General features: G+C 62.0%; 11 protein-coding genes. 10 read left to right on the forward strand and 1 reads right to left on the reverse strand.

Features of this window, described 5'->3' with window-relative positions; genetic code table 11:
- Nucleotides 1-570: 570 nt before the first annotated feature.
- Entirely contained in the window at nucleotides 571-2,277 is a 1,707-nt protein-coding gene (locus SPMU_RS16065; RefSeq protein WP_088335334.1) for a putative bifunctional diguanylate cyclase/phosphodiesterase, read from the reverse strand.
- Nucleotides 2,278-2,488: 211 nt separating this feature from the next.
- On the opposite strand from SPMU_RS16065, the gene SPMU_RS16070 reads away from it, so the two are divergent.
- From SPMU_RS16070 to SPMU_RS16120, 10 genes are all read left to right on the forward strand, one after another.
- Nucleotides 2,489-2,983 carry a MarR family winged helix-turn-helix transcriptional regulator gene (locus SPMU_RS16070; protein WP_088335336.1) on the forward strand — a complete coding sequence of 165 codons (495 nt, stop codon included), beginning with the start codon at nucleotides 2,489-2,491 and terminating at the stop codon, nucleotides 2,981-2,983.
- A gap of 5 nt (nucleotides 2,984-2,988) precedes the next feature.
- Nucleotides 2,989-3,846 carry an SDR family oxidoreductase gene (locus SPMU_RS16075; RefSeq protein ID WP_211275835.1) on the forward strand — a complete coding sequence of 286 codons (858 nt, stop codon included), beginning with the start codon at nucleotides 2,989-2,991 and terminating at the stop codon, nucleotides 3,844-3,846.
- Nucleotides 3,847-4,185: 339 nt separating this feature from the next.
- Entirely contained in the window at nucleotides 4,186-7,002 is a 2,817-nt protein-coding gene (locus tag SPMU_RS16080; RefSeq protein ID WP_088335340.1) for an MHYT domain-containing protein, read from the forward strand.
- A gap of 208 nt (nucleotides 7,003-7,210) precedes the next feature.
- Entirely contained in the window at nucleotides 7,211-9,148 is a 1,938-nt protein-coding gene (locus tag SPMU_RS16085; RefSeq protein ID WP_088335342.1) for a BCCT family transporter, read from the forward strand.
- Between the two features lie 444 nt (nucleotides 9,149-9,592).
- On the forward strand, nucleotides 9,593-10,903 hold the full coding sequence (locus SPMU_RS16095; protein ID WP_169715756.1) for a putative bifunctional diguanylate cyclase/phosphodiesterase: 1,311 nt from the start codon (nucleotides 9,593-9,595) through the stop codon (nucleotides 10,901-10,903).
- 5 nt (nucleotides 10,904-10,908) lie between these two features.
- A complete protein-coding gene (locus SPMU_RS17430) occupies nucleotides 10,909-11,202 on the forward strand; it encodes an EAL domain-containing protein (protein WP_281250999.1) in 294 nt (97 codons plus the stop codon).
- Between the two features lie 68 nt (nucleotides 11,203-11,270).
- Complete coding sequence (locus SPMU_RS16105) at nucleotides 11,271-13,310, forward strand: TonB-dependent receptor plug domain-containing protein (protein WP_088335349.1); 2,040 nt, start codon at nucleotides 11,271-11,273, stop codon at nucleotides 13,308-13,310.
- Between the two features lie 14 nt (nucleotides 13,311-13,324).
- Complete coding sequence (locus tag SPMU_RS16110) at nucleotides 13,325-13,837, forward strand: YfiR family protein (RefSeq protein ID WP_169715757.1); 513 nt, start codon at nucleotides 13,325-13,327, stop codon at nucleotides 13,835-13,837.
- Entirely contained in the window at nucleotides 13,834-16,083 is a 2,250-nt protein-coding gene (locus SPMU_RS16115) for a response regulator (protein WP_088335353.1), read from the forward strand. The genes SPMU_RS16110 and SPMU_RS16115 overlap by 4 nt, the downstream gene beginning before the upstream one ends.
- The gene (locus SPMU_RS16120) at nucleotides 16,080-16,832 is read left to right on the forward strand and encodes a response regulator (RefSeq protein WP_088335355.1); all 753 of its coding nucleotides are present in this window, start codon (nucleotides 16,080-16,082) and stop codon (nucleotides 16,830-16,832) included. Before SPMU_RS16115 ends, SPMU_RS16120 begins: the two co-directional genes overlap by 4 nt.
- Nucleotides 16,833-16,953: the final 121 nt, after the last annotated feature.

A 16,953-nucleotide genomic window follows, 5' to 3' on the forward strand; every position in this document is an offset into this window, starting at 1 on the left:
AACGGCAGGCCTGTAGATGCCCGACCCCAGCCTGCATATAAGAACCTTCCGGCGGGTACCTCGGCGCGCTCCCCCCCTAACCAATGGCTCTCACCGACCACAAAGCCCGCGGCCGGATTTAGGAGATGCCGAGACCCGGCCGCCAGCAGCGGGTCGCTGGATAGCTGACCACGGTTAAGCTTGAAGCATTGAAGATGCCGTGCTCGTGCGGTTTAGGCCTGGATGGCCCCATCTAAACCAATCCGCCAGAAAGTTGTCTTTGCTCCTTCGACGTCGAAATTGTCGTGGACGAGGAGCCTGGGGGGAATGACATTCCTCTCCTGCTTCGGCGCTTATCTCCGAGACGTCGGTATCGAACGCCAGTTCGTGCTCAGCACCGGCAGATCAAGGCGCTGACCGCGCTCACTTCCTCCGCCGTCGGCTTTGTGCGATCGGCCGAGCCTCTTCAGTCCCGCTCCGCACCCCCACGATGTTCTTAGCCGCGGCAGCGCCGTTCACAATTTGGGGATCCACGCTTCAACAAGCTAGCTTCGCAAATGGCCGGGGCGGGTCTTCGCAATCAGATCTGAATCAGATCTGACTGATGGCCGCTGATGTCGCTTGCGCTCGGTACTGCTGAGCGACTGCTTCTGCCAACATGGGGCGGCCATACCGGTACCCCTGCGCCTCGTCGCAGCCGAGCGCATTCAGTGTCTCTTCCTGGCCTGCGGTCTCGACCCCCTCCGCTATGACGGTCAGCCCCAGGCTCCTCGCCATGCCGATCACGGCGCCAACAATCGCTGCGTCGCCGGCCTTGCGCTCGATCTGCGCCACGAAGCTGCGGTCGATCTTGAGACGCGTGAGCGGATATCTCTGAAGCAAGCTCAACGAGGCGAAGCCGGTGCCGAAATCGTCGAACGCCACCCCGACACCGCTGGCCCTGAGCTTGCGGAGGGCCCTGGTCGACTGGTTGGTATGCCGTAGGACCGTGGTTTCCGTTATCTCCAGCTCGAGCTGATCTGCATCCACGCCGTGACGCGCCAATGCGTCAGAAACGACCTGGAACAAGCGGTCAGACCGAAGCTGTGCCGGGAAAAGATTCACCCCCACTCGAACCTTGCCCAACCCGCAACGCTTCCATTCGGCTGCCGTCAAGCATGCTTCGTCGATGATCCAATCGCCAACGCTTTCGGCCACCGAGCTTCGTTCAAGAACGTCAATGAACATATGGGGCTGAAGAAGGCCATGAACCGGATGGCGCCAGCGCAACAGCGCTTCGACGCCCACCAAGCGTGCATCGGCGAGAAGCACCTGAGGCTGATACCAAAGCTCGAATTCCCCCTTCGCCAGGGCAGTGCGCAGCTCTGCACTCAACCGAAGTCGCTGTTCGGAGCGGCTCTGCATCGCGCGAGCAAAAAACGTCCTCGTTCCGCCGCCTTCACCTTTTGCGTTGTACAAGGCCAAGTCCGCGCACGACACGAGTTGCTCGGCGCCGGCTGCATCGTTCGGCGCCATGGCGACACCGATGCTCGTGTCGATGAAGATTGACTGCCCGGCAAGCTCAAATGACATCTGCAGGCTCTTGAATATTCGGGTCGCAAGCTGATCAAGAAGAAGAGGATCCGCGCAATTTTCGAGCAGGATCGCAAACTCGTCGCCGCCCAGACGTGCGACGAAGCCGGCATCTCCAGTTACATCACTAAGCCGAACAGCAACTGCCGCGAGGAGTTCGTCGCCAACCGTATGACCGAGGGTGTCGTTGACATGCTTGAACCCATCCAGATCGAGCATCATCAATGCGCACGGACCCTTCCCCAAGGTGTCAGCCAGGCGCGCCTGCAGTGCGTTGCGATTGGGGAGCGAGGTCAGCGTGTCGCAATGAGCAAGATGTTCCAGGCGACGTTGTGCACGGCACCGATCGGTGACGTCGCGGAGGAGGGCGCCGAACATCGGCCTTCCCCCCTCGAACCACATGGACAAAGAGAGATCGACCGGCAGCTCATGGCCTTCTGCGTGTAAGGCGAGGATTTCGACAGCCTGCCCCGCGAGGCGGGCACGGCCTGCTTTCACCGCTCGGGCAAGGCCGGCATCATGGGCCGCGCGGTGCCGCTCGGGGATGATGATCGAGAGCGGCCTGCCAATCGCTTGCTGCGCGCTGTACCCGAACAGCCCCTCTGCGGCGCTGTTCCAGGACAGGATCAGATTGTCTGATCCTGCGCAGATCGCAGCCGTCGCCGAGTTCGACAGCATCTGCCCATAGCGATCCTGCGCATGCTGCGGGTCGGCATCAATCCTCAAGTCCTCTGCCTCCGCTCATTATCGTTGCGATTAGGCGTTAAGGTAATGCTGAATAATGAAGAACCTATTCCGCAAACTTACGGGAAGGTGGGCCACGCCCAAGATCTGATCCTCCGTCGGCCGCCGCTCCGTGCTTGGATCGGTTCCAAGGATCGCAGGACAACACTCTTGATATTGACAATACGCTGTCAATATGTAAGCGAGTTGTCCAATGAAGAGGTTGGAGACAAACGTACGGGAACTCGCCTTGTCGGTGTTTGCCGCGCACGGCAGGTTGATTGCGGCTGGGAACGAGCTTGTCGCCCATCTTGGCCTTACCAGTGCCTGGTGGCAGGTTCTCGCGGCGCTTCGCTATTCGTCCGTGCCGCTTCCGACCGCGTCGATCGCGCGCAATATGGGCCTGACCCGCCAGGCGGTTCAGCGCATCGTCGACGTGCTCGCCGATCGCGGGCTCGTTAAATTCGAGGAAAATCCGCATCACCGCCGCTCGAAGCTTATCGTTCTCACGCAAGCCGGCATCGAAGCCGTGACCGCGGCAGAGCAAGCAGTCGCGCCCTTTGATCAGGCCATTGCAGACAAGATTGGAAGCGCGCGCATCCGGGACGCTATCGAAACTCTCAACGAGATGGCCGCCATCATATCTGCGCGGCTCGACGCTCACTCCATGTCTTCAACTCCCCGGTCGCAGGAGGAAACGGCATCATGATCTTAGTGTCTGGCGCCACCGGCGGTATCGGTAGCGAACTGTGCAGGCTGCTTGACGAAGCGGGAGCGCCGTTTCGCGCGCTGTGTCGCAAGCAGCAGCAGCTCGAGAGTTTCCGCCACAAGGGCATGGACGCCGTGCTCGGTGATTTCGATCACCCCGACACGCTGCACTCTGCGATGCAAGGCTGCGAAACGATGTTTCTCATCACGCCGCCGACGCCCGAACAGGTCAGACAGGAAACCGCCGCCATCGATGCGGCGAAGCGCGCCGGGATCGGCAGAATCGTGAAGATCTCAGCATCGGACAGCAATGTCCGATCACCGGTGCCATGGGCGCAGTCCCATGCGCTCATCGATCACCATCTGCGCGGGGCGGGTATAGGATGGACGATCCTCAAACCGACTGCCTTCATGCAGAACTTCCTGTGGTTCAAGGAGCCGATCTCTAGAGGCTATCTGCCCCTCGTTGCGGGCAAGGGATCTGTTTCCTGGGTCGATACGCGCGATGTTGCGCGCGTCGCGGCTACCGTCTTGACGCAGGATGGCCATGAGAGAGCGACCTATTTCCTGACTGGTCCCGACACCTTTGACATGAAAACGGCTGCGCTGCGCCTGTCGGAGGTTATCAACTGCAACGTTCGCTATGTTGATCTACCAACGCCGGTTTTCCGAGCCTTTCTGCATGTGACGGGTAGCTCACGCTGGATAGCCAATGGCCTTGTTGTGCAGTTCGCCGATGTGGTTGCGGGGCATCATGACATCGACCCCACCTTCGAGATCGAACGCATCACTGGAACGGCACCGCACGACTTCACCGATTTCATCCGTCACCACCGCGATACGTTCGCAAAGCCAAGCTCCTAAACAGGCGCGCTATTTTCGAGAAAACTGGGCGGCGGACCGCGCGCGATCGATCCGCGGCGCCGCTTGATAGGCTGCCACGTTCGGCAAAGGCGGGCCAGCGTCAGCCGGGCGGTCAGCCTCCCGGAACACGGCGGTGCGCCGCCAGACCCGACGGCTCAAGCCAGAGCGCCGGCCAATGAACCGGCGCCGCGTCTCAAAGGCGAGGGGAAGCTCCAAGGCATCGGAACTCCCTGCGCGGGCTCAAACCCAAGTTAAGCCCGCCGGTATATCGCTTGAAACGATGTTCCGCGATAGCCATGAGGGCTCCTCCATATCCCTTCGGAGGCGTGCGCGACCATCATGTCGGCAATGAGCGTGAGTGGTACGCACGACCACCATCTTGTGATCCTCTCGATTGCGGTTGCCACCTTGGCCTCGTTTACCGCGCTTAGTCTGGCGAGCCGGATCAGGGCGTCACAAGGAAATGTGCGTTCCATTTGGCTGACGGCGGCGGCTGTTGCTTTGGGCGGCGGCATCTGGGCCATGCATTTCGTCGCGATGCTGGCGTTCAGCATGCCTGGCATGACGATCGCCTATGATCTTGTTCCGACGTTTGCCTCTCTGGCGATCGCCATCGGGTTCACCGGCGCGGGACTTGCTGCATTTAACTGGCAGCGCGCATCGCCGCGACAGATCGTCGCTTCAGGGCTGCTCATCGCCGCCGGCGTACTGGCGATGCACTATCTCGGCATGGCCGCGATGCGGATGCCGGTTGCCCTGAGTTATGACTGGCGTTGGGTCATGGTCTCCATCGTCGTGGCGCTCCTCGCCGCGACCGCGGCCATGTGGCTCGCGTCACGCAACCAACGGGTCGGGCGGCGGGCGCTCGCCGCGGCAGTGATGGGCGTTGCAATCTCCGGCATGCATTATTCAGGCATGTATGCGGCGGACTTCGTCATGACGTCGGCCGTCGACAAGGCGCAGGGCGCGGCAAGCTTCGGACAGGCATATCTCGCGGTTGTAATCAGCGTCATCACCATCTTCATTCTGCTACTGTCGCTGGCTGCGGCGCAGCTGGACCACATGTTCAGGCGCGCCGCGCGCCGCGAAGCCCGTGTCGCCATACGGCTCAAGGTTGCCGACATTTTGCGCGGCTACGATGCGGAGGAGGCGCTCAAGGACGTTGCCACGCTGCTCGGGCAGCATTTTGGCGTCGCGCGAACCGGCTTTGGCGATCTGGATCCCACCGAGGACGTCGTCGATTACCAGGTTTGCTGGACGAATGGCATGGTGGCACCGTTGATCGGTCGCGCTTCTGCATCCGTTCTTGGAACCAAGATCATCGATGATCTGCGCGCCGGCAGAACGATCGCCATCGAGGACATTGTTGCCTCATCACTCAGCGACAAGCATCAGACGGCCAGAACCGCTGCCGATCTGGACACGCGCGCCATTCTGTTTGTGCCGCTCATGCGTGCGGGCGGCCTCGGTACAATCGTGTACCTTGCTGATCAGCGGCCACGCAGCTGGCGCGCGGACGAAATCGCCTTCCTTGAGGAGATGGCGGAGCGGATCCGGCTCGTCATCGAGCGGGTCGCCATCGAGGACCAGTTGCGGGAATTGAACGTAACGCTTGAAGCCCGCGTGGAGACGCGGACACGCGAGCTGCGGGACGCCGAGGCCGCTCGAAGCGAGGTCGATGCGCTCTATCGGGCGTACTTCGAGAACACGCCCGATCCGTTATTCGTGGTCGGTGCCAAGCCGGATGGCAGTTTCGTCGTCGAGCAGATCAATCCAGCGCACGAGGCCGGAGTCGGGTTCAAGCTCGATGAGATACGCGGCAAGCGCGTGGACGATTTTCTCCCACCGGATGTCGCCGGTCGCGTTGTCCAAAGCTATCGCCGAGTGGTCGAAACGGGCGAGATCTATCGCTATCGCGAAGTGTTCATGCTGAACGGAGAGCCGCAGCACTGGGATACCACGCTGGTACCGCTTCGGGGCGCAGGCGAGCGGGTGGTGAAGGTCATCGGGTCGAGCCGCAATGTCACCGCTCAAGTCGCTGCTGAAGAGGCGCTACGCCAGTCGCAAAAGATGGAAGCGATGGGCCAGCTGACGGGAGGCGTAGCCCACGATTTCAACAATCTTTTGACGCCTATCCTTGGCTCGCTCGATCGGCTTCACCGCAAGGGGGTCGGCGACGAACGCGATCGCAAATTTGTTGATGGTGCGTTGCAATCGGCGGAGCGGGCAAGAACGCTGGTGCAGCGGCTGCTTTCGTTCGCGCGCCGTCAGCCGCTTCAACCGGTTCCGGTGAACGTCGCTTCGCTGGTTGAGGGCATGAGGGACCTCATCATGAGCACGGTCGGCCCGCAGATCGAAGTGGTAGTGGAAACAGGTGACATCGTGCCGGCAGCGACGGCCGATGCCAATCAGCTGGAAATGGCGCTTCTTAATTTAAGCGTGAATGCGCGTGATGCGATGCCAGGAGGCGGAAGGCTTCACATCGCCGTTACGCGTGCCTCAGTAAGGGAGGGCGAGCGCAGCGACCTGAAAGCGGGCTGCTATACCTGCCTGTGCGTCGCCGACACCGGCCTTGGCATGGACGAGGAGACGGCACGGCGGGCGATCGAGCCCTTTTTCTCGACCAAGGGAGTGGGGCACGGAACCGGCCTGGGCTTGTCGATGGCTCATGGCTTGGCGGCGCAGCTTGGCGGGGCACTGTCAATCGATAGTGAGCTCGGCCGGGGCACGACGATCTGCCTGTGGCTGCCGGAATCGCCCCCGCCTGCTCCCGCCACGCAGTCACCGGAACTCGCGTCGCCAAGCCGATGTGCCGGCGGCGTCGTGCTGCTGGTCGATGACGAGGAACTGGTTCGCGAATCCTCGGCGCAGATGCTGACTGACCTTGGCTATGAGGTGAAAACGGCTGCGTCCGCAGGTGAAGCACAACATCTGATCGACTCTGGTCTGACGTTCGATCTCCTGGTGACGGATCATCTGATGCCCGGCGTGACTGGCACCCAGCTGGCGCGTAACTTGCGATGCAAGCGCCCGGACCTCCACGTGCTGATCATCTCGGGCTATGCGGACGCTGACGGCATTGACCTGGATTTGCCGCGGTTGGCCAAGCCGTTTCGGCAATCCGATCTGGCGGCCGCGCTTCTTGGGTTGACCTAGCTGCCGACAGACACGGCTGTTCAGCGCTTACGAACTTGGATTGTGGATCGAACCGCCTCAGCTCAAGCCTAGCTCGTCCTCGAGGCGTAGCTTGCAACCCCGGTCGCTTCACCTCGTTCCCCTGTCTAAGCGGGAATTTTACCGGGGGGAGGGGATTGTGGACGAGCTGGTATCCGAGGGAGCGGCAGCGCTGACTCCCAAGCGGAAAATGGAGATCAACCCGCCGGTCTTCTTTGTCTCGGCCGGCCTAATCCTCGCCTTCGCGCTCTTCGGCGCACTCGCGCCCGATCTGGCGAGCCACACATTCGCGGCAGTCCAGGCCCTGATCGTTGCCGATTTCGGCTGGTTCTACATCGCGGCCGTGGCGGGCTTTCTGGTGTTCGTGCTGTTCCTGATGTTCAGCCGCTACGGCGACGTGAAGCTCGGGCCGGACGACAGCGAACCGGATTACAGTTACCTGTCGTGGTTCGCGATGCTGTTCAGCGCGGGCATGGGGATCGGCCTGATCTTCTTCGGCGTGGCTGAGCCGATCCAGCATTACGCGCAGCCGCCGGTCGGCGAGGGTCGGACGATCGATTCCGCCCGTCAGGCCATGGTGTTGACCTTCTTCCATTGGGGGTTGCACGCTTGGGCGATCTACATCGTGGTCGGGCTGGCGCTCGCGTATTTCGCATTCCGGCGCGGCCTGCCGCTTACCATCCGGTCGGCGTTGTACCCGCTGATCGGCAAGCGGATCTATGGCCCGTTCGGCCATGCGGTCGACATCTTCGCCGTGCTGGGCACGATGTTCGGCGTCGCAACGTCGCTGGGGTTGGGCGTACTCCAGGTCAATGCTGGCTTCAGCTACCTCTTCGGCCTGCCGAGCAACACGCTGGTACAGCTTGTTCTAATCGCCGCTATCACCGGCTTGGCGACATTGTCGGTCGTGATGGGCCTCGACAAGGGCGTGAAGCGCTTGTCCGAATTGAACATTATCTTCGCCGGGGTGCTGCTCGCCTTCGTACTGGTCGCCGGATCAACCGTGTTCCTCCTACAAGCCTTCGTCCAGAATGTCGGCACGTATCTCGGCGACGTCGTACAGCGAACCTTCCGCCTGTACGCTTATGAACCCAATCCGTGGCTCGGAAACTGGACGCTGTTCTACTGGGGATGGTGGATCGCCTGGTCACCCTTTGTCGGCATGTTCATCGCGCGCATTTCGCGCGGGCGCACGATCCGCCAGTTCGTGGGTGGCGTGCTGCTGGTGCCGACCCTCTTCACCTTTTTGTGGATGACGGTGTTCGGCAATACCGCGATTGCTTTCGACCTCAGCGGCACGGCAGGCATCGCCGACACGGTCGCGAATAATCTGCCCGTGGCGCTGTTCGAGACGCTGGAGCAATTGCCGCTCTCGACGTTCTTCTCCGGCGTTGCGACGCTTCTCATCATCACCTTCTTCGTGACGTCCGCGGACTCAGGCGCGCTGGTGATCGATATGATCACCTCGGGGGCTGCGGAGAACCCGCCAGTATGGCAGCGCGTCTTCTGGGCGGTTTGCGCGGGCAGCGTTGCTGCCGTGCTGCTGGTCGCCGGTGGGCTGCAAGCGCTTCAGACCGCAGCCATCGCAAGCGCGCTGCCATTTGCCGTCGTGATGGTGTTCATCTGCTATGGCTTGCTGCGGGCGCTCCAGATGGAGGGCAAGGAACAATTGGATCTATCCACCGCGAGCCCTGCTGCAAGTGCCGGTACGCCGCTGACGTGGCAGCAACGCCTCGCCACGATCACGCGATTTCATAGCCGCGAGGAGGTTGCCGCCTTCCTGGCGGATACGGCACGGCCCGCGCTTCAGGCCGTGGCGGCGCAATTGCGTGGCAGCGGCCTCTCACCCAATCTCGCTCAGACGGATGAGCATGTCGAACTCAGGGTTCCTCACGGTGATCGACGCGAGTTCTGCTACGGCGTTCGCGGTCGCGGTTTTCGAGCCGCGAGTTTCGCCTGGGCGGAGCCGCGCAACGCCAGCGAGCGCGAGCGTCTCCACTATCGTGCGATGGCGCATTCTTCTGAAAGTGACCAGACTCACGACGTGACCGGTTATTCCCAGGAGCAGTTGATCAATGATCTGCTCAATCGCTACGCTCGCTTCTGCCACATCCGGCGGATGACGTGAGACATATCGGCTTGCGTCTCGTCACCGAACTCATGCGGCGCATGGACGCGGGCTGCTCTTCGGCGAAAGATCGCGCCGCGCGGGCATTCCCGACAGCGTCGGCATGGCCCTTTCCGCGACCTCCTTTGCTATCTTAGCGCCGGGGTGCTTTTCGCAAAGGTGATTGGCAGACCAAGCCGCGGCGGTCGGCATTGCCGAGTCGTACAAGCTCGACGACGTCGAGGCTGTCGAGCTGACATGCCTGTCGGCGGCGGTAGCTGCTCGGGTGTTTCCCGGAGACGGGGGGAAAGCGTTTCTTAACGCCGGGTCCGTACCTTGGCGGGCTATGCTCCTCGACTGCAAAGATTTTGTCCCTGATTTGCGCGGGGCGGCGCTTACGGAGCGAGTGTGCATAGTGCTGGCCTTCGCAGGCCCGTGGCGGCGCTGCCGATCATGATTGCGGCAGTGAGCGACTTGACGATCCTGCTGCTTTTGCTTGCGGTGCTTGGCTTGCTCGCAGTGCAGCTTGCGCGGCGGCAACGCGCCCTTCGAGGCGAAATCGCGCTCCTGCTGGGCAGGATAGATCGGATCAGCGAAGGCAATTTCGACGCGGACCTGCCCCCGGCGCACTCGCCGGAGTTCGGTCAGCTGTCCGACGCGATTTCCCAAATGGCACAGCGATTGAAGCAGACGATCGACGGTCTGCATGAGGTAGCCCAGCGGGACACCCTCACTCTCCTCCACAATCGCTCGTCCTTCGAACGCTCGGTCGAGCGCCAACTGAAAAAGGACGACGGCAACGCTGCCTTCCTCTTCATCGATCTGGACGGTTTCAAATCCGTCAACGATGCGCTGGGCCACAATCTCGGCGACCGGCTGTTGCAGGTGGTGTCCGATCGCCTGAAGCTCGCGTCGCGGATCGACGAACCGAATGTTGCGGAGACCGGCAGTCCCGGAGACCGGCCCGAGATGGTCACGCTTGCCCGATTCGGCGGCGACGAATTCGTCGTGTTCCTTTCGGGAAGCGCATCCGAGCCCATCGCGGAGAAGGTGGCGGCCCGAATCCTGCGGGTGATCAGCGAGCCCTTTGAACTTGGACCGCACGTTGCGAAGATCGGCGCGTCGATTGGTATCGCTCTCGCGGGCAAGCACGGCAAATCCTATTCTGAACTGCTGCGGGCGGCCGACGCCGCGATGTACCATGCCAAGCGCTCGGGCCGGAGCCGATATGAGGTTTATTCGTCCGCGCTTGACGAGGAAGTGCTGCGCATCGCCGAGCAGGAGCAGGAACTGCGCGAGGCGCTGACCCGAGGCGAGTTCGAGCTCTACTTCCAACCCCTTTTTGACTGCCGAACCTTGAGCCTCAGTTCGGCCGAGGCGCTTCTGCGCTGGCGTCACCCTAAACGCGGATTGATCCTGCCAGGCGAGTTTATCCCGATGGCCGAGCGGGCGAACCTGATGAACGCGATCGGCGAGTGGGTGATCGGCGAGGCAGCGCGGCGCATCGCCGAGTTCGCCGAAGCCGGGCGACCGCTGCGAATCGCCGTCAATGTCTCGCCCAATCAATTGCAGACGGTGGAATTCATCGCCGTCGTGAAGGCGTCTCTGCAGCGGTTCAATGCGCCGCCCCACTTGCTTGAGCTGGAAATCACCGAGGATGTCGCGATGCGCGACGTTGCGCTCGCAGCGGACCGCCTGGCGCGGATCGCGCGTCTCGGCGTGTCCGTCGCGATTGACGATTTCGGCACGGGCTATTTTCCAATCTGGCCAGTTTGATCGACATGCCATTCTCGCGGCTGAAGCTGGATCGCTCGCTCGTGCAGAATCTCACTGTTCGTTCGGAAGCGCAGGTGCTGGCGCAAACCATCATTTCCATGGCCAACAGCCTTGGCTTGCACTCCATTGCCGAAGGTGTGGAAACACGCGACCAGCTGGAACTGCTCTCCGTCATGGGCTGCGACGAGGTGCAGGGATATTTGCTGTCCCGACCAATCAGTCACAGCGACCTCGAGGACTTGCTCGCAAACCCTGGAACGCACGTCCGAACCAACACGTCGCTCGCTGAAGCCGCGTAGCGCTCAACTGAAATCTCCTGTGAGGCAACGTGCATAAACTCGGAATCTGTTTGCTTGCAGGGGCATCGATGATGCTGCCGGGGCTGGCGCCTGCGGAAGCAAAGAATCTTCCAGCGTCTGACGCAGCTTCGATCGGGGATGATCCAGGCTCGCTGCTCGACATGTCGCTGGAGGACTTGCTCTCGCTCGAGTCCACTTCTGTCGCCAAAAAGCGGCAGCGGGTGCAGGATTCCGCCGCTGCGGTTTATGTCATAACTCAGGAAGACATCCGGCGCTCCGCGGCCAGTTCGATACCCGAACTCCTTCGCCAAGTGCCCGGCGTCGAAGTCGGCGTTCAGCAGAACGGTGGTTATGCGATCTCGATCCGCGGCTTTAACAGCCGCCTGGCCAATTCGCTGCTCGTGATGGTGGACGGCCGCTCGATCTACGTTTCGACGCTTTCCGGCACATTTTGGGATCAGTTGATGATCCCTTTAGGAGATCTCGAGCGGATTGAGGTCGTTCGTGGCCCGGGCGCCACGCTTTGGGGCGCGAACGCAGTAAACGGCGTCATCAACATCATCACGAAGCATTCCGCCGCGACGCTGGGCGCTAGCGCTGATGCGCGCGTCAGCACGCGGAGGCAGGAAGCGAGCCTGTCGTGGGGAGACCGCCTGACCGAGACGCTGAGTTACCGCCTTCATGCGAACTGGCGGCGTGAAAAGGGGCCGCAATATGCCGACGGCTCCGACCTGGCGCGGCGCTGGATCGGCAAGGATGCAGGGCTGCGGGTCGACTGGGAACCAGACACCGCCAATGCCGTCACCTTGCAGGGAGGATACGGCGACGGACGCTTCGATGCTCCGTTCAACTTCATCAGCGCGGACTATCTCGAGCCCGGCTACGTCCAAGTCCAAACCGAAAACGATTTCAACGCATGGAACGTGCTGGGCCGCTGGACGCATCAGTCGAGCAAAAACCTAGATCTTTCGCTCCAGGCAACGTTTGATCAGGTCGGCCGCTCGGAATTCGACGGCCTCCGCCTGCACTGGCAGCAAGCGGCTATCGATGCGGGCCTACGCTGGAAAGCGAGCGATCGGCATGAGCTTAATATGGGCGTCGGCACGCGCATCATGCGCGATACCTTGTCGGGCTGCTCCGTATTCTACTGCCCAAGCCGACCGAAGAACACCGATCGGTGGGTCAGCGGCTACATACAGGACGACATCACCCTTGTTCCGGATCGTCTGCGCCTGACAATCGGCACGAAGGTAGAAGACAACAACTTCACCGGCTTCGAAATCCAGCCGAGCGCCCGCCTGTTCTTCCGAGCCTCGCCATCCGTCGCCCTTTGGGGAGGAGTGTCGCGCGCGGTGCGCACGCCTTCGCGGTTCGAGCGCGACGCTGTGATGTCGATCACGGTCATGCTGCCCGGGGAGCCGCAGAACCCCTTCCCACTGCCGCTGTACGGCAGGTATTATGGCCAGCCTACGCGAGCCGCCGAGGAGCTTCTGGCATGGGAAGCCGGCACGCGCGTTCAGCTGCCGCACGGCTGGGCTTTGGACGTCGCCGGCTATTACAACGATTACCAAAAGATCGGCGCCGTGCGTCTGCTGGGCACCGCGCCGATCTTTGTCGCTCCTTACCCGGTTCCGGTCGGCATTCAGGTTGACGGCCAAATGCAAGGCCTGGCGAAAACCCACACCTGGGGTGCCGAAGCGGTTCTCACCGGCCGCCTCAGTCCGTGGTGGAAGGTCGAAGCTACCTGGTCGCACTTCGACTATTCGGTCGAGGACGATCCGCTCACCGGGCAACCACATAATCTTATATTTCCGCTGGAGGGTTCGCCCCGCAACCAGCTCGGCATGCGCAACTCGATGGACTTCGGAGAACGTGCTTCGCTGGATACCCAGCTGCGCTATGTCTCGAGTGTCGCGGGTGGGATGATCCCTGCGTACGTCGGCGGTGACGTCCGGCTGACCTATCGTCCGTTCGAGGGCGTCGAGCTCTCGATGGTCGGGGAAAACCTGTTCGGAAAGCGCAGGGCCGAATTCACGCAGCCTTATATCCAAGCGCCGATCGCCTACGTGCCGCGGAGCGTCTCGATCCAGGCGCGAGCGCGATTTTGAGGGGCGGAATGGCCATGCGCATGCTTCTCCCCACCGCTCGGACTTTCTTGATCGGTGCGGCAGCCCTCCTGGGCTGCGGGCCGGCTGGCGCGCAGAACGCCGACGCAGGCAAGCTGAAAGCGGCGATCATCTACAACATAATCCGCTTCGTCGCTTTCACACCAAATGTCAGCGCGCCGCTGTCACTTTGCCTTGCGCGCAATGCTGCCATTCCTCGTGAGCTCGCGGCACTGAACGGACAGCGGGCGGGCAATCGGGCCATCGCCTTGATCGGCCTTGATGCCACGAATGCGGGAAGCTGCAACGTGGTCTATCTCGGCAACTCCGTCGCCGATATTCCGAAGGTGCGGCAGCGCGGCGTTCTGGTCATCGCGGACGGTGCGGGTGTCCTGCCGGCGGGCGGCACGATCGGCCTTGTGCAAACCGGAGAGCAAATTCGCTTCGAGGTGAACGTCGGCGCCGCGCGCCAGGACAAGGTAGTGATCAGCTCCAAACTGCTCCGGCTTGCCGCTCGGGTGCAGCAATGAAGGTGAAGCCGGCGCAGCTCCTGACCGGCCAGCTGCCCTTCCGTACTCTCCTGACAGTTGTAACGGCGACTGCGGTTGCGTTTGCCTTGCTGCTGTCGTGCCTAGGCGTCATCGGGCTGCAATACCGCGGGGACCGCAGCAATGCCGAACGGCGCTACGCCCAGATCGCGCGCGTTATCACTTCCAACATCGGCGCTGCCATCCTGTTCGGCGATCGGGCGGCGGCGCAGGAGAACATCGCTTCCGTCTCCGGTATCTCCGATATTGGCTGGGTCCGCGCGTTTGACCGCGAGGGCCGATTGATTGCGGAGTTCAGCGGCAACGTCGCCGAGGCCGGCTCGCTGGAAGAAGTCGACTATCCCGTCCTTGTCGATGGCGAGCACCAGGGTGAGCTGCGCATGGGCGTTCACTATCGCGGGCTTGGCGAAATCGCCGCCGAGATTACCTGGATCGCGCTTGGCCTGTTCATGGTGTGCTTGGTCATGGCACTGATCGTGGCGCGGTGGCTGGGGGTGATCGGATTCCGTCCGCTCGATCGCCTGCTCGAAGCCATGCGCCGGATCACGTCGTCGGGTGACTTCAGCATCCGCCTCAAGCCTGAGCCCGATCCGGACTTCCATACCATCTCGGCCAGCTTCAACACGATGCTCGCCGAAATCGAGGTGCGCAACGCGCGCCTCTCTGACACGGCTGCAGAGCTCCTGCAGGCGCGCGACGAAGCGCAGGAGGCCAGCATGGCGAAGTCGCAGTTCTTGGCCAACATGAGCCATGAGCTGCGCACACCGCTTAACGCGATCATTGGCTACACGGACGTGTTGCAAGAGGAGCTCGTCGAGGCCGGTCTCGATCGTTCCGTGGAGGATGTTCACTGGATTCACAGTTCTGCGCGCCAGCTGCTGACCCTTATCAACGGCATTCTCGATCTGTCCAAGATCGAGGCCGGGCGCATGGACCTGGAAGTGCAAGAGTTCGCGGTCGCCGAGGTGCTACGCGAAGTAACCGCAATGCTCGATCCGATCGCCACGCGGAAGGGCAACATGCTGCACATGCAAATCGACCAGAGTGTCGGCAAGGCAGTCAGCGATTCCGTGAAGCTGCGCCAGTGTTTGCTGAACCTGGGCAGTAATGCCTGCAAGTTCACCGAAAATGGCCACGTATTCATCCTCGCCCGCGCGGAAGAGGATGATCTCGTGTTCAGCGTCTCCGACACTGGCATCGGGATCACAGAGGATGAGCTGAACCGGCTGTTTCAGCCGTTCGTCCAGGCGGACGCCTCCACGACCCGCCGGTACGGCGGCACCGGCCTTGGCCTTACGATCACCTGGCGCTTCGCTGAACTGCTCGGAGGTTCGATCGCGGTGGAAAGTGTGCCAGGCGAGGGCTCGACCTTTACGCTTCGCATCAAGGCTGACCTGCAGCGACAGGCGGCGGACGAAGAAGCTGCGGAACTTATTGCCCTGCCCGTCCAAGCCGCGGTACAGCGGACGTCTGGTCGCCCGCTCGCGTTGATCGTCGACGATGAACCGAGCGCTATGCAGTTGCTAGCCAGGCTCGTGGATCAGGCCGGCTACGATGCCATTTGCGCGAACGGTGGCGAAGAGGGCCTGGCCATGGCGCAGCAGGCCAAGCCTGACCTGATCCTGCTCGACATCGGCATGCCCGTAGTGAGTGGGTGGCAGGTGCTGGAGGCGCTGGCGGACGACCGGCATCTCCTGTCGATACCAACAGTGGTCGTCACCGTGGACGATGATCGCCGACGGGCTCTTGCCGCTGGCGCAAGTGACCACCTGGTGAAGCCGGTGGATCGCACCGAGCTGACGGACATTCTTCAACAATATTCCTCACGCCGCACCGGCAAGGTGCTGATCGTCGAGGACGATCTGGCCACCGGGCGGCTTCACGAGCGCGGGATCGCCCAGATGGGCTACGAGACGAAGGTCGTCGACAACGGGCGCGATGCGCTTGCCGCGCTGGAAAGCGCGAATTTCGGGTTCGTGGTCACGGATCTCAGGATGCCGCACATCGATGGTTTCCAGCTGATCGAAACGATCAGCGCGATGCCCGAAGTCAGTCGCCCTCGCGTGATTGTGGTCACCGGAAAGGTGCTGGACGAAGATGAGACGCGGCAGCTCGACGGGAAGGTGATGCGCCTGCTGTCCAAGAACGGCCTGTCTCCGCGCAAGTTAGCGGAGAATCTCGCACGGGCATCGAGCGACCCGATGGCTTTTCACGGGTTTGCCGCATGACATTTCTCGCCCCCCTCACTCAGGCGGATACCAGAATGGCTACGATCCTCGTTGTGGATGATATGGAAGCCAATCGGGCGGTGCTTGCGCGCCGGCTGGAGAAATTCGGCTTTGAAGTGATAAGCGTGTCCAGCGGTGCTGCCGCGCTGGCACATGTTGCCAAGGCGCTGCCGGACATCATCCTGCTCGATTACATGATGCCGCAGATGAACGGCATCGAGGTTCTGCACGAACTGCGCGGAAATTTCGCCACGCAAGAAGTGCCGGTGATCATGGTCACCGCACGCGCCGAAGCGGAGGTGACCATCGAAGCGCTGGAGGCGGGCGCCGACGATTACGTAACAAAGCCCATCGACTTCGATGTCCTGCGAGCACGGATCGAAACACAGCTTACCAAGTGCAAAGGGGCTCACCAGCTCAAGCGCGCGAATGCGGCACTTGATGAGCGGGTGACATTGCGCTCGATGGCGTTGGCGGATCTCGAGGGGGAACTTGCTCAAGAAATCAAGCTGCGCCAGGCACTTGAGCGCCAACTGGCCAACATGTCGGCTTTGCCGGGCGAGCCGCAGGCATCTGAGACGAATGGCGCAGGGCGGCAGATCTCGCCAGCCCTCCCGGCGATGCTGGCCGAGATGGAGGAGCGCTTCGATAGTTTCTTTGCCGCCATCACATCGGGGCGGACACCCAACCTTGCCCAGATGGCCGAGTTCAAGAGCCTGATTGCCCGATGCCGCCGCGGCGCCGCTTGATAGCCGCTCGCCCGTTCGGATTCTGAGCGACGCCGCACTGGCGATCGAAGCCGCGGCAAGCACGAGCAGCAGCGCCCGGCCGAGCAGCGCGAGCCGCCAGTCGCCGGTCACGCAGCAGCAG

Source organism: Sphingomonas mucosissima, from assembly GCF_002197665.1.
Classification (GTDB): Bacteria; Pseudomonadota; Alphaproteobacteria; order Sphingomonadales; family Sphingomonadaceae; genus Sphingomonas; species Sphingomonas mucosissima.

What these genes read in the sequence shown, in the direction of transcription:
- SPMU_RS16120 (WP_088335355.1), top strand. Translation starts at nt 16,080, where the DNA reads ATGACATTTCTCGCCCCCCTCACTCAGGCGGATACCAGAATGGCTACG.
- SPMU_RS17430 (WP_281250999.1), top strand. Translation starts at nt 10,909, where the DNA reads ATGCCATTCTCGCGGCTGAAGCTGGATCGCTCGCTCGTGCAGAATCTC.
- SPMU_RS16070 (WP_088335336.1), top strand. Translation starts at nt 2,489, where the DNA reads ATGAAGAGGTTGGAGACAAACGTACGGGAACTCGCCTTGTCGGTGTTT.
- SPMU_RS16110 (WP_169715757.1), top strand. Translation starts at nt 13,325, where the DNA reads ATGCGCATGCTTCTCCCCACCGCTCGGACTTTCTTGATCGGTGCGGCA.
- SPMU_RS16115 (WP_088335353.1), top strand. Translation starts at nt 13,834, where the DNA reads ATGAAGGTGAAGCCGGCGCAGCTCCTGACCGGCCAGCTGCCCTTCCGT.
- SPMU_RS16085 (WP_088335342.1), top strand. Translation starts at nt 7,211, where the DNA reads ATGGAGATCAACCCGCCGGTCTTCTTTGTCTCGGCCGGCCTAATCCTC.
- SPMU_RS16105 (WP_088335349.1), top strand. Translation starts at nt 11,271, where the DNA reads ATGATGCTGCCGGGGCTGGCGCCTGCGGAAGCAAAGAATCTTCCAGCG.
- SPMU_RS16080 (WP_088335340.1), top strand. Translation starts at nt 4,186, where the DNA reads ATGTCGGCAATGAGCGTGAGTGGTACGCACGACCACCATCTTGTGATC.